Raw genomic sequence first — 13,380 nt, forward strand, 5'->3', positions numbered from 1 at the left:
GTAGAGAAGTCCATGTTCAGCCCATCAGTCCTCGGCTTCGCGGCCGCCAGCGGCACCGGTAAAACCAGTTTACTGACAAAACTTATCCCGATGCTGAAAGCACATAATCTGGAAATAGGTGTTATCAAACACAGTCATCACGACTTCGAGATTGATCAACCCGGTAAAGATAGCTTTCGGCTGCGCGAAGCGGGCGCCACACCGGTTATGCTGGTTTCCCGACACCGGCGTGCGGTAATCAGCGAATTGTCCGCAGATAACGATATTTCGCTGACTGAACAACTAGCCTTGTTTCCCAATGCAGGCCTGGATTTGATTTTAGTGGAAGGATTCAGGCACGAGAGCTACCCCAAAATAGAGCTGTGCAGACCAAGCCTAGGCAAACCGCTGCTTTACCCTGAAGACCCGTCTATTATCGCGATAGCAAGCGATGAAACCGTCTTAACACCACCCGGCTTACCTTGCCTTGATCTAAACGATGCAGAGGCCATAGCCAAATTCGTTATCGAAATCTTTTTGAAGCGCCAACGTGACTAACATCTGCTACCCCAACAAACACGATTTATTAAGCGTCGAACAGGCTCTATCGGAAATCCGCAAAGCCATCAAGGCCATCCCCGAACAAGAGCTAATCGCGTTGACCCAGGCCCTTGGTAGAACACTAGCCGATAGCGTGAGCTCACCCATCGACGTCCCTCCGCAACGTACGGCAGCAATGGATGGTTACGCGTTTGCTGCTGGCGATATAGCTGCGGGGCAGCAGGCTAAACTACGAGCAATCGGCACCTCTTGGGCCGGAAAACCATTTTCAGAGCTACAGTCGCCCGGCCAATGCGTCAGAATATTTACAGGGGCTGTGGTCCCTGAGTTTGCGGACAGCGTTATCGCCCAAGAACAAACCGAACTAAATGGAGACACTGTATCACTTCCCCAGGACTGGCAACCGTATAAAAATATTCGCGCGGCTGGTAGCGATGTTAAACAGCATGATGAGTTAGTTACCGCATCGAAAAAGCTCTCCGCTCGCGACCTCAGCCTACTGGCTGCGGCAGGTGTCGAACAAATCAGCGTGAAACGCAAACTTAGAATTGGCTTTTTCTCGACTGGCGACGAATTGGTACCACTGGGAGAACCGCTAGCTATCGGCCAAATCTATGACAGCAACCGCTACCTATTAGCCGGGCTATTATCCGACCCTAATCACACGGTCTCGGACTTGGGCATCGTCGCAGACGATCAACTGAAACTCGAACAAACTTTCAAGAACGCAGCCCAGCAACATGACGTCCTCATTTCCACCGGCGGTGCGTCGGTTGGTGATGCGGATTTTGTCAAACAAACGCTGGAAAAATGCGGACAGGTGAACTTCTGGAAACTGGCGATCAAACCCGGTAAACCCCTGGCTTTTGGCAAGATCGGCAAGTGCTGGTTTTTCGGTTTACCCGGCAATCCGGTTGCCGTCCTGGTCACTTACGAGAAATTCGTAAAACCAGCTTTGGAACAGCTCGCCGGCGCGCCACCCACGCAAGCATTGCGGTTACGTGTTCGTTGCGACAGCAGGCTAAAAAAATCACCCGGGCGGCAGGAATATCAACGTGGCATTCTGTACCAGCAGGACGACGGCGAATTAGCCGTCCGTCTCGCCGGTCAACAAGATTCTCATCAACTGAAAGTGGCCAGTCAGTCCAATTGTTTTATTGTGCTGGATGCAGACAGTACAGGTGTAGATGTTGGGGAAATGGTGACAGTAGAGCCCTTCTCTTCGACGTTACAGACAGCTTACTAGCCTTCTCACCAACCGGTGTATTCTTGGCCAACCGGTTGGAAAACACGAAACACAAACAGGCTGCCAGTCCCTGCAAACGAACGGCAGAATGTCTAATTACGCAGCTGCTTCCGCAAGATTCCCTAGATATCCATGTTTTCTGGCCAGATATTCGTCTACAAATGCTTGCATCGGTTCGGCTTCATAATCACGCAACCCGCTGACCGCCAGCTTTTTAAAGCCGGAACCAACCACGTCTTCACCGCATTTGATTTGGAAATAAAGATAAGCGGTGGCGCGCTTGCCGTTGACTTCCATTTTCGGTTCCAGCATTTCCAGCCGCGGTTCGTGAAAATCCATCCGGTTCAATGTCAAGGTCATGCTCTCATAGATCACCAAAGGCCGGTCTATATTGAACATGACTTGCTCTTTGGCCAACAAAGGCACCAACACATACGGAAAGTTCTGCCCGGAAAAAGCCACATAATCGCGAATCAACGCCTCGATTAAGGCAGGGTCGCGAATCACATCGCCGGAACGTTCGATCTGCAAATAGGTTTTACCTTGATTGTCGGTGACATCGATTTTTTCGGCATCATCATCAGGAAAGTTCAGCAATACACCGTGACCAACCATTCCGGAAAAGATGAAGTGCATATTCTGGCTAAGACCGTATTTGTCCAACACTAGCGAGAATAATAAATCGCCCGGTACGCAAAAACGTTTTGCGTCTTCGTCATGCAAGGGGTTGAAGTCATGGGCAACTTCTTTGGCAAACATGCTGGCCTGCGCGGCGCTGATAGCGACACTGCCCTCCTGAATGTCATAGTATTCTTTTAAAAACATAGCTTTATTAATTATTTAGTAACGTGGGACGGACGGATCGCAAACCTGAGACCAGGCGTCGATGCCGCCCTTCAAATTGAACAATCTTTGCAGACCGGAATGCTGCAAAAAATTGCAAGCTTGCTGGCTACGCATACCATGATGACAAATCACCACCACGTCACGGTCTGCAGGCACTTCGGCGAAGCGCGCGGGGATTTGCTGCAGCGGTATCAATACGCTACCGGCAATCTTGGCGTAGGCAAACTCGTGGGGCTCCCTGACGTCCAGTAAAAATACCGATGGGTCGTCCTGTAAATGTTGTTGTAGCTGTTGTGGCGTGTATTGATTTATTGGCATATGAATCTTTCCAGTCTCTGAAGCGCGGCGGCCATTCTATCGGTTGAAGCGGTATATGCAAATCGAATGTGTTGATTGGCCAAGTATTGACCAAAGTCTTTGCCGGGTGTTACCGCTACGCCTTCTTGTTCGAGTAGCTGTTTGGCAAACTCAAAACTGTCGTCGGTAAACGCACTGCAATCGGCATAAATATAAAACGCCCCTTGGGGTTTACAGGCTATTTTAAATCCCAACCTTAACAAGTTGTCGTAAAGAAAATCCCGCCGCTTTTCAAATTCGTCGCGGCGTCGATACAATTCGGCCATATTTTCAGTGCTGAAACAGGCCAACGCAGCGTATTGAGAGTGGGTAGGCGTAGAAATAAAAATGTTTTGCGCCAGTTTTTCCACGGCGTCGATAAAATCTTCCGGCACGATCAACCAGCCGATACGCCAACCGGTCATGCCAAAGAATTTGGAAAAACTGTTGATGACAAATACATCGTCGCTGAACTCCAAAGCACTGCTGACTGTTTCGCCGTAAACCAGACCATGGTAAATCTCGTCCGAATAAAAGCAGCCCCCTAAGGCATGCGTCTGTTGAATCGCATCGCGCAGCGCATCGTTGCCAATGATGGTACCGGTAGGGTTGGACGGCGAAGCAATTAATACGCCTTTGCTGGCCGGCTGCCAGTGCTGGCGTATCAACTCGGCGTTGAGTTGATACGCCGTTTCGGCACCTACATTCACAAAACGAGTTTTACCGTCGAAAAGCTGCACGAAGTTGTCGTTACAGGGATAACACGGATCAGCCATCAAGATTTGCTCGCCCGGATTTAAACTAATCCCAAACGCCAGCAAAAACGCGCCGGACGCGCCGGGTGTAATGAAAACCCGTTTTGGGTCCAGATCTACGCCGTATTGCGCCTGGTAATAATCGGCAATGCTGCGTCGCAATTCCGGCAATCCGGCCGCAGCGGTGTATTTGACCTCCCTACCTTGCATGAACGCATTTCCAGCGGCCAATATTGCCGGTGGTGTCTCGAAATCCGGCTCGCCAATTTCCATGTGAATGATGTCGCGACCTTGCTGTTCAAGCTGCTTCGCGCGCTGTAATAATTCCATCACATAAAATGAGCTGATGCCGCGCATTCGCTCGGCGACGTGGTGTTTCATGTGCAAATTCCGTTAGTCAAAAGCGACTTCATCATAACAAACTTCTTGCTTGGCCCCGGCTATTCTGTTAAAAAGCCCCGATTTTTTTATAGACCGCCAGGAGTCATTGGATGAACAATACAAACCCTGCCGCATCGGAATTTACTTTTAAGCCTTATGAGGAAAAAGAAGGCGAAGAGTACATGAACGAGGCGCAGTTGAGCCATTTTTCCGCCATCTTAAATAAATGGAAATCCGAACTAATGATGGAAGTGGATCGTACCGTCCACCACATGCAGGACGAAGCGGCCAACTTTCCCGATCCGAACGACCGGGCCACGCAGGAATCAGAGTTCAGCCTGGAACTGCGCACCCGCGACCGCGAACGCAAATTGATCAAGAAGATCGACGAATCCTTGAAGGAAATTGAGTCGGGCAATTACGGCTATTGCGAAACGTGCGGTATCGAGATTGGCATTCGCCGTCTGGAAGCACGTCCCACCGCCAACCTGTGCATCGATTGCAAAACGCTCGATGAAATCAGGGAAAAGCAATTGGGTTAATTCTGCCCAATTCCGCACCGTATATCGGCCGGTTTGCGCCCTCGCCTACCGGCCCGCTTCATCTTGGTTCTTTATACACCGCTCTCGCCAGCTATCTGGATGCCCGTCAGCATAAAGGTCTATGGCTATTGCGCATCGACGATCTCGATACGCCGCGCAATATGCCTGGAGCCAGCGAGGAAATCCTGAATTGCCTGCAAAGCTTTGGTTTGCATTGGGACGGCGAGGTGTATTACCAAAGCCAACAACTCAATCAGTATGAAGAAGCCATTGTCAAACTGCAAAACCGGCATGAGCTATATCCTTGCACCTGTAGCCGCAGTTTATTGGCAAACTCTCCTTTGATTTATCCAGGCTATTGCCGCATCAAGGAACAATCAATTCAATCGCCACATGCGCTGCGCGTAAAAACCGCGGATGTATCCATGCGCTTTGTTGACGAACTGCAGGGTGATGTCAGCCAAAACCTGGCTACTGAGCACGGCGATTTTATCGTCAAACGAAAGGACGGCATCGTCGCTTACCAACTGGCGTGTGTTGTCGACGACCAGCGGCAAAAGGTCAATCGGGTGGTAAGAGGTTACGATTTATTGGATTCGACCCCCAAACAGCAGTATTTACAGTATTTGCTGGGTTACCCATCACTGCAATACATGCATATTCCGTTGATTGTCGATCACAGAGGCAATAAGCTCAGTAAGCAAACCCGCGCCGAAGCCGTCAATTCACATCAAGCCGGACCAACCTTGTTTCAGCTGCTAACCTTACTCAAGCAAAATCCACCGCCCGATTTGCGGCTGGCTGCAATCGACAGTATTCTGGAATGGGCCGTCGAACATTGGCAAGCCGAACGCTTGACAAACACCCAGGCCGTCTCAGCCTTACAACACAATTAATAACGTTCAAAGAAGGAGGTTACGTTATGTCAGACCAAAAAATTTATCCGGTTAATCCGCAGATTGCCGCCAGCGCCCATATCGATAGCGCTGCTTATCAGCGTCTCTACCAACAATCGATAACCGAACCGGAAGCTTTTTGGGCTGAACAGGCCGCCGAATTTTTGGACTGGCACCAGCCTTGGCAACAAGTACTGCAATACGACTACCCCAAGGGCGAAATACAATGGTTTCTGGGCGGCAAACTCAATGTCACCGTCAACTGCCTGGACAGACACCTGGAAAAGCGCGCTGACCAGGTGGCGATTATTTGGGAAGGCGACGACCCGGCGCATGATCGTAAACTGACCTACCGCGAACTGCACGCCCAAGTCTGCCAATTCGCGAATGTCCTGAAAGCCAATGGCGTGCAAAAAGGCGACAGAGTCTGCATCTATCTGCCTATGATCGCGGAAGCGGCGGTGGTAATTTTGGCCTGCGCACGGATCGGTGCGGTGCATTCCATCGTATTCGGCGGTTTTTCCGCAGACGCATTGCGCGATCGGGTCATCGATGCCGATTGCAAAGTGTTGATCTGTGCGGACGAAAGCTATCGTGGCGGCAAAATTGTGCATTCGAAATTGAATGTCGATAAGGCCGCCAATCAATGTCCTAATTTGAATACCGTGATAGTGATCAAACACACCGGTCACGACATCCCCTGGACCGCGGGCCGCGACATTTGCTACCACGAAGCCATGCAAACCGCATCGACCGACTGCGAGCCGGTGATGATGGATGCCGAAGATCCCTTGTTTATCCTCTACACCTCCGGATCCACCGGACAACCCAAAGGCGTGCTGCACACTACAGGCGGTTATTTGCTGTACGCGGCAATGACCCACAAATATGTGTTCGATTACCAGGAAGGCGATGTTTACTGGTGTACCGCCGACATTGGTTGGATCACCGGCCATTCCTACGTACTTTACGGCCCGCTGTGCAATGGTGCCACGAGCTTGATGTTCGAAGGGGTGCCGACTTATCCGCATCCAGACCGCTTCTGGCAAGTAATCGACAAACATCAGGTCAATATTTTTTACACAGCGCCGACTGCAATCCGCGCACTGATGGCGCAAGGCGACGATTTTGTTACCCGCACCAAGCGCAGCTCGTTACGCATTCTGGGCAGCGTCGGCGAACCGATTAATCCGGAAGCCTGGGAATGGTATTACGAGGTGGTCGGCAACAAACGCTGCCCTATTGTGGATACTTGGTGGCAAACCGAAACCGGCGGCATTCTAATTACGCCCTTACCTGGCGCAACGCCGTTAAAACCCGGTTCGGCGACGCTGCCGTTTTTCGGGGTAAAACCGGCGATACTCGACCCGGATGGCAATGTTTTGGAAGGTGAAGCTGAAGGCGTCTTGGTACTAACTTACCCATGGCCTGGCCAGGCCCGCACGGTTTATGGCGACCATGCGCGTTTTATCGATACCTATTTCGCCAAATTCCCCGGCTATTATTTCGCCGGCGACGGTGCCCGCCGCGACAAAGACGGCTATTACTGGATTACCGGGCGCATCGACGATGTATTGAACGTTTGCGGCCACCGTTTGGGTACCGCAGAAATCGAAAGCGCATTGGTATTGCACGACCTGGTTGCCGAGGCTGCGGTAGTCGGTTTTCCGCATCCGATTAAAGGCCAGGGGATTTATGCTTATGTGACTTTAAACGTCGGCATTGAAGGTAACAGCAGCCTGAAAGGCGAATTGAAGGACTTGGTGCGCGAAGAAATCAGCGCCATCGCCCTGCCCGACCTGATTCAATGGGCGCCGGGCCTGCCGAAAACTCGCTCCGGCAAGATCATGCGCCGCATCTTGCGTAAAATCGCCGCCAACGAATTCCACGATCTCGGCGATACCTCAACGCTTGCTGATCCTTCGGTGGTCGAGCAATTGATCGCCAACCGTCTCAAACTGCCTTAAGGTGAAAATTCGACTTGCCTTAGCATACCTTGGCGTAGTGTTGGTCTGGACCACGACACCGCTGGCAATAAAATGGAGCAGTATTGGCGTCAGTTACGTATTCGGCGCCATGGCACGGATGACCACGGGCTTGGCCTGCCTGCTGTTGTTATTGTTACTGTTGCGCCGGCGTTTGCCGCTCAACCGCCCCGCTTTGATGACTTACCTGGCGGTGGCGGTACAGCTTTACGGCAGTATGCTGATTACCTATTGGTCGGCGCAATTCGTACCGTCCGGCTGGATTTCGGTGATTTTCGGTTTAAGCCCTTTTATGACCGCCTTCATGGCCGCCGCCTATCTGAAAGAACGCAGCCTGGGCTGGGGTAAGTTATTCGCTTATAGCTTGGGGGTGGGCGGTTTAGTGGTGATGTTCAGCTCGGCGCTGGAATTGGATGAGTTGGCTCTACAAGGCGTGATCGGCGTACTGGTGGCAACCTTTATACACGCGGCCAGTGCGGTGTGGGTCAAACAAATTGACGCGCGCTTGTCGGCTTTACAATTAGTCACGGGGGGATTGTTAATCTCGGTCCCATTGTATTTCGGCACTTGGTATTGGCTGGATGACGGCATATTGCCTGAAACCATTCCGGAGCAAACCCTGTATTCGATAGCCTACCTTGGCATCGTTGCGACAACGTTGGGTTTTGCTTTGTATTATTTTATATTGAACAATATGCAAGCCACCAACGTGGCGATGATGAATCTGATGACGCCGATCATGTCGTTGCTGCTTGGCTACACGGTAAATCATGAGCCATTGACGCTGAAAACCATGGCGGGCACCGCGCTGATTATGTGCGCGCTGTTGATTTACGAAATCGTCAATCGCCGGCAACAACGGAATGGCGGGTAATCGCCATTCCGCGCCGTCTGAGAACTAAATTTTGCTGACGCGTTGCTGCAAATACGCGGCGAAATCGGCTTTAATTTCCGGATGCAGCAAACCGTACTCAACGTTAGCCAACAAGAAACCGAATTTTGATCCGCAGTCGTAACGGTTGCCTGCAAATTCGTAAGACAACACTTCTTCGTCTTTCATCAATGCGGCAATCGCATCGGTCAACTGAATTTCACCGCCTGCGCCGCTCCCGGTGTTTTCGATTTTTTCAAAAATAGCAGCTGTCTTTAATTATAAACAAATTATCTTATTTGCTGATGCTCAGGACGAAGCAAATCGTTCACTGTTTTTACCGGATTGAATGTTTCCATAGGAACTTCAACAAAAATTGTATTCCAATCGCTCATGGCGCCATTCCAAAGTCCGGGCAACTCTAAAGCTTTCAATTCTTTACCACCCTTCGATTTCGATGAAATAAATCCGGTTTGCTTATCAACGTATTGTAAAAGATTAAATTTTTCGCCTTTATAGTTCTTCACTCCACATACCAAATCCACAGGATTAAAATGTGTTGAATTCATCATTTTTGCTTTTTCTGTCGGATTTGATAAATCAATTTGCGAACTTTCGAGAATTTGAGTAGACACGGTTCCGTCTGCATTTACAGTAAGAAAAGGACCGCCACCAGGCTCTCCGGTGTTTTTAACCATACCACAAACCCTAATCGGACGATCTAGTTTTGATTTAAGATACTGTTTTAAATCACTTTTATCCAATTTATTAATGTCAGGATGAATGTTATTAAGTTCCTTTTCGCAAAACAGAGCAATTTCATGTAAGCTTGAAATAGAGATATTATCTTTCTCCAATAATTGAAGATTTTCAAACGCTTTTTGTTGAAGCTTAATCAATAAACCCGCAATAGCTTTCTTGTATTTAACTGTTTGATTTTTAAGTGAATCAGGAACCACGTTATCAATATTTTTAATAAAAATAACATCTGCATTCAAATCGTTCAGATTTTCAATAAGAGCACCATGTCCTCCGGGGCGAAAAACTAATTTTCCATTTTCGCGAAATGGTTGATTTTGTTCGTCGACAGCTATAGTGTCAGTCGATGTTTTTTGTTCTGAGAAACTGATGTTGAATTTTTTGCCCAGTACATTTTCGTATTCAGAAAGTGTATCATTTACATGATTTTCAAACAGCTGACGGTGTTCAGTTGAAACTGTGAAATGAATATTTACTTCATTCGATGCATTAGAAGCATACAATCCCCCTTCCACCAAATGCTCCTGTAGCGAAGTACGTTTTTCATTGTTATATGTGTGAAATAAAAGCAAGCCTTTGGGCAACGCACCATAATTCAAGCCATCACTATTTAATAAATTGGATACAATAGCTTTTGTTTCTCCATTTTTAATCAAATCATCAATACTTTTATTATTATTTTTCAAACAACATTCGTTCAAAGCATTGTAAAAAGCGAAGTTTTTAATTTCAGTAATAAATTTAATTTCAGCAGGTTTTGTTGGTTCGGCATAATCGGCATCCAAAAACTCATATAAATCTTTAAACATACGACTGGCCGCACCCGATGCCGGAACAAATTTGAGTATTGAAGCATTGCTTTTCAAATAAGCATCCCATGTTTCCAACAAATCATTAATTTGTGCATCCGAAGCAATGGTAATACCCTGCCCTGGTGATGCCGCATTAATAATTTTCAAAAACGGGAAACCAGTTTCAAAACTTTTAAGCTGATGAACAATTTGTGATTCTGAAATACATTTTTCGCTAATTTGCTGTAAATCGTTGTTTGATAGCATCATGTTATAATTTTTGATGTTGTAAATTTTGTTATATGTATCTATACAATTAAACGCCAAAAGTACGGCTACATTTGGCCACCTCGAAAAAACCATCCGATGGGAAAAAAGCGGCAACCCAATGCTACTGATACCCGCCATGATCATAGAAAGCTTCTTGCCGCCGAAAAGGGCATTGATCTGCCCACAGTGGGGATTGTGGTGTGATATCCGAGCTACTCCGTAGTCTTTACCAAAATCATCCCCACTTTAGAAAAACACTGATATCCGATTGATTCCCGTATGAGTAGCGTTCGGCATAATTCATCATTAGATTCATATGGCAACAATGCATCGGCTTTGGAGCTACACAAAAATTCTATATCATAAATGACTGCTTATGGTCGATTGTGTTGAAAAAACCTACTTTTCTCGAATTCCAACTAATTTTGCAGTTTAAGCAAATTGTAAGTTATTGCTTTTCTTCTTAATTACTTTTCTGCTTTAACCCAATTTTCCAACAATAGCCATTTTCAACACAATCAGCCAGTTCCTGCCAATCTAATGCTGACTTTTCTCAAGAATGCATATGCAACGACACCAGGACACTAAGTAACACAATATGCTTTTGTTACAAAAAATCATAGGCTATTGTTTTTATTGGCATTTGTGAATCTCTAAAAATTGCGCCCTGCGAGTAAAATCAGACTGGACTCAAGTCCTTTGGAGAACAAAGATGAGGACAGCACAAGACGACCTTTTCGGTTCCCTGTTCGAGCACCGAGATCGTCGGATCGATCGGCTGGGCAATCCGTTGTTGGAATTTGAAGCCCATGTGGATTGGGACGCGTTCCGGCCGCTGCTGGATCAAGTCCACTACAAGTTCCGCAAATCGTCCGCCGGGCGTAACAGGTTGGTGAAAAACTCTTTTTTACAACAAATCGAGCCTATATTTAGCACCACCAGGTTGGCTTTGATACGAAATAAAGATCTCTTCCAGCTGAATTAGTGTCCAGAATATGGTTTTTCACCAACCTGGTAAGCCTTGGGATGGGGTGTTGATGTTCAAAGCGTTGGTCATCGCCAGCCTCTACAATCTGTAGCGACGAGCACCTGGAATTTCAAATCGAAGACCGGCGCAGTTTCCAGCGTTTTATCGGTTTGTCGGATGCCAAGCATGCCCCGAATCGCAACAGTTTCTGGCAGTTTCTTGAGTCACTCAAAGATCTGAAACTCACCGAGGCCTTATTCAACGAATTCAACCGCCAATTGGATCGCGCCGGTCTGATCGCCCGCAAAGGTCAACTGATCGTCGGCAGCTTCGTCACAGCATCCGCTCCAAAACCCGTTGCCGGGTCGAACACGTGTTTGCCTGGATGGTGCAATGGAGCGGAAAGTCAGTCCGTTGCATCGGCCTGGCTCGCTCCGAAGTGCGTATCGGTTTCATGAACTTGGTTTACAACATGAGGCGTTTTTGCGCTATTCGCAGGGTAGCTGCGTCTTGATGCCGCCCCTAGGGGCCGAAAAGGCTCCTATGGGAAGATGATTGTTTGGAAAAGTTGGCTTTTGAGGCCGTTTTAAACCTCGCAAACAATTATTATTGGATTATTATTAGAGGTACCCTAAGGTTAAAATTGACTGTTAGCTAATCAAGTCTGCGCACACAAGCTGACGTCAGTCTTAAATTATCGCGGCACGCTAGTTATTTTAGGCGATAATTAAAGTTTATTTTCAACTCTCCTCGCAAGATTTCTCAATGACAAAACTGTTACTCACGTTTTTGGTAGCTCTGATATGGGGAAGCCCCGCTTTTTGCCAGGATTTGCTGGAAACCTATCAGCTGGCGAAAGCAAATGACCCGGAGTTTAAAAGTTCGGACATCAATAAATTAGCCACCGCCGAAATCAAGTCGCAAAGCATCGCACAGATGTTGCCGAATCTTTCCTTTAGTGCCAACAGCAGCCGCAATCGTCTGGAAAGTACCAGCTTTTTGGGAACCACATTGCAGCATTATTGGGACAGCAAATTGGGCATCAATTTGAAACAACCGGTGTTTCATTGGGACCATTGGGTACAGCTCGATCAGGCTGATAACAAAATTGCTCAGGCGGAAGCACAATTCCAAGCCAAACAACAAAGCTTGATGCGCAGAACCGCCGAGGCTTATTTCAACATATTGGCCGCGCAAGACAATCTGGAATTTGCCAACTCGGAAAAAAAATCCATCGAAAAGCAATTAGAGCAGGCCAAACAGCGTTTCGACGTCGGTATCATTGCTATTACTGACGTTTATGAAGCCCAAGCCGGCTATGACAGGGCCCTGGCAAGCGAGATCGAAGCGGGAAACCTTTTGGATAACAGCAAGGAAGCGCTGCGGGAAATCATAGGCGAAAACGCCGCCGAACTGAACAGTTTGCAACCGCAAATCCCACTCAGCCCGCCGGCACCGGAAGATCTGTCGTCCTGGGCGAATACCGCCGAGAACAACAATTTCTCTATTGTCGCTCAGATCAATCAAGCCGAATATGTCCGCAAAAACGTCGAGTTGCAACAATCCAAGCATCTGCCAACCCTTGACATCGTTGCTCAATACAGCGAAATGGACACAGGCAACCAATACGGTTTGCGCGGCGACAATGAAAGCTTCGGATTGCAACTAAACCTGCCTTTATACGAAGGCGGCGGCACCTCTTCCCGCAGCCGCCAGGCAGCTTACGAGTATGAAGCCGCCAAGGAAGATTTGACTAAAGTAAAACGCAGCATCAATCGTGGCGTTAAAGACGCGTTTCGGGGCGTAGTTTCCAGCATCAGCAGAGTCAAAGCGCTGGAAGCCACCAGCAAATCCGCTGCAATGGCAGTGGAAGCCGCCGAAGCCGGTTTTGAAGTGGGCACCCGCACCATGGTGGATGTGCTCGCTGAACAACGCAACCTTTTTAGAGCCAAAAGCGATCACGCCAGAAGCCGTTACGACTATCTGATTAACGGCATCAAACTCAAAGAAGCGGCCGGCAGCCTGAATGAACAGGACTTGGAGCAGATCAATCAATATTTGCAGGGAACGCTGAGTAAGAACTAGCTCACCCGTGGAGTGCTCGATGCCGCTCGTTAACATCGCCGGTTTTGCCGCTCCCCAATGCCGGGCGTTATTAGCTCAGCCATGTTCTTATCATTTAGGTTTCGACTATA

At 48.2% G+C, this 13,380-nt stretch carries 13 protein-coding genes and 2 pseudogenes; 10 read left to right on the forward strand and 5 right to left on the reverse strand.

Annotated features, from left to right (window positions below):
• Positions 1–12: 12 nt before the first annotated feature.
• Together mobB and moeA are read left to right on the forward strand one after the other, a co-directional pair.
• Positions 13–537, forward strand: a complete 525-nt coding sequence (gene mobB / locus METH11B_RS0103630; protein WP_026600837.1) for a molybdopterin-guanine dinucleotide biosynthesis protein B — start codon at positions 13–15, stop codon at positions 535–537.
• Entirely contained in the window at positions 530–1,786 is a 1,257-nt protein-coding gene (gene moeA / locus METH11B_RS0103635) for a molybdopterin molybdotransferase MoeA (RefSeq protein WP_026600838.1), read from the forward strand. Before mobB ends, moeA begins: the two co-directional genes overlap by 8 nt.
• 96 nt (positions 1,787–1,882) lie before the next feature.
• Here moeA and METH11B_RS0103640 read toward each other — a convergent pair whose 3' ends face one another.
• Genes METH11B_RS0103640 through METH11B_RS0103650 form a run of 3 tightly spaced genes read right to left on the reverse strand, consistent with a single transcriptional unit; the run spans position 1,883 to position 4,104 of the window.
• Positions 1,883–2,611 (reverse strand): DUF3581 domain-containing protein, encoded by a 729-nt coding sequence (locus METH11B_RS0103640; RefSeq protein ID WP_026600839.1) that lies wholly within the window; start codon positions 2,609–2,611, stop codon positions 1,883–1,885.
• Between the two features lie 15 nt (positions 2,612–2,626).
• A complete protein-coding gene (locus tag METH11B_RS0103645; RefSeq protein ID WP_026600840.1) occupies positions 2,627–2,950 on the reverse strand; it encodes a rhodanese-like domain-containing protein in 324 nt (107 codons plus the stop codon).
• Positions 2,941–4,104, reverse strand: coding sequence for a pyridoxal phosphate-dependent aminotransferase (locus tag METH11B_RS0103650; RefSeq protein WP_036275581.1), 1,164 nt, complete (start codon positions 4,102–4,104; stop codon positions 2,941–2,943). Before METH11B_RS0103650 ends, METH11B_RS0103645 begins: the two co-directional genes overlap by 10 nt.
• A 110-nt stretch (positions 4,105–4,214) precedes the next feature.
• Here METH11B_RS0103650 and dksA point away from each other — a divergent pair, with 110 nt between their 5' ends.
• Genes dksA through METH11B_RS0103670 form a run of 4 tightly spaced genes read left to right on the forward strand, consistent with a single transcriptional unit; the run spans position 4,215 to position 8,401 of the window.
• On the forward strand, positions 4,215–4,646 hold the full coding sequence (gene dksA, locus METH11B_RS0103655; RefSeq protein ID WP_020481282.1) for an RNA polymerase-binding protein DksA: 432 nt from the start codon (positions 4,215–4,217) through the stop codon (positions 4,644–4,646).
• A 23-nt stretch (positions 4,647–4,669) separates the two neighbouring features.
• Complete coding sequence (gene gluQRS / locus METH11B_RS0103660; RefSeq protein WP_313735075.1) at positions 4,670–5,542, forward strand: tRNA glutamyl-Q(34) synthetase GluQRS; 873 nt, start codon at positions 4,670–4,672, stop codon at positions 5,540–5,542.
• A 26-nt stretch (positions 5,543–5,568) separates the two neighbouring features.
• Positions 5,569–7,509 (forward strand): acetate--CoA ligase, encoded by a 1,941-nt coding sequence (acs, locus tag METH11B_RS0103665; RefSeq protein WP_026600843.1) that lies wholly within the window; start codon positions 5,569–5,571, stop codon positions 7,507–7,509.
• A 1-nt stretch (position 7,510) separates the two neighbouring features.
• Positions 7,511–8,401 carry a DMT family transporter gene (locus tag METH11B_RS0103670; RefSeq protein ID WP_231499575.1) on the forward strand — a complete coding sequence of 297 codons (891 nt, stop codon included), beginning with the start codon at positions 7,511–7,513 and terminating at the stop codon, positions 8,399–8,401.
• Between the two features lie 24 nt (positions 8,402–8,425).
• Here the strand turns inward: METH11B_RS0103670 and METH11B_RS0103675 are convergent.
• Together METH11B_RS0103675 and METH11B_RS0103680 are read right to left on the reverse strand one after the other, a co-directional pair.
• Positions 8,426–8,671: pseudogene (locus METH11B_RS0103675) on the reverse strand (UTP--glucose-1-phosphate uridylyltransferase); the annotation flags it as partial.
• A 17-nt stretch (positions 8,672–8,688) separates the two neighbouring features.
• The gene (locus tag METH11B_RS0103680) at positions 8,689–10,362 is read right to left on the reverse strand and encodes a DUF4301 family protein (protein ID WP_026600846.1); all 1,674 of its coding nucleotides are present in this window, start codon (positions 10,360–10,362) and stop codon (positions 8,689–8,691) included.
• A 568-nt stretch (positions 10,363–10,930) separates the two neighbouring features.
• Between METH11B_RS0103680 and METH11B_RS0103685 the strand changes: the two genes are divergently transcribed.
• The 4 genes and pseudogenes from METH11B_RS0103685 to METH11B_RS0103695 all read left to right on the forward strand — a co-directional run bounded on the left by METH11B_RS0103685 (position 10,931) and on the right by METH11B_RS0103695 (position 13,270).
• Positions 10,931–11,203, forward strand: a complete 273-nt coding sequence (locus METH11B_RS0103685; RefSeq protein ID WP_026600847.1) for a hypothetical protein — start codon at positions 10,931–10,933, stop codon at positions 11,201–11,203.
• Between the two features lie 86 nt (positions 11,204–11,289).
• Positions 11,290–11,442 (forward strand): annotated as a pseudogene (locus METH11B_RS30110) (transposase); the annotation flags it as partial.
• A gap of 20 nt (positions 11,443–11,462) precedes the next feature.
• Positions 11,463–11,699, forward strand: coding sequence for a transposase (locus METH11B_RS30115; protein WP_442919028.1), 237 nt, complete (start codon positions 11,463–11,465; stop codon positions 11,697–11,699).
• 251 nt (positions 11,700–11,950) lie between these two features.
• Complete coding sequence (locus METH11B_RS0103695) at positions 11,951–13,270, forward strand: TolC family outer membrane protein (protein WP_026600849.1); 1,320 nt, start codon at positions 11,951–11,953, stop codon at positions 13,268–13,270.
• Positions 13,271–13,380: the final 110 nt, after the last annotated feature.

It is taken from the genome of Methylomonas sp. 11b, assembly GCF_000515215.1.
GTDB lineage: Bacteria > Pseudomonadota > Gammaproteobacteria > Methylococcales > Methylomonadaceae > Methylomonas.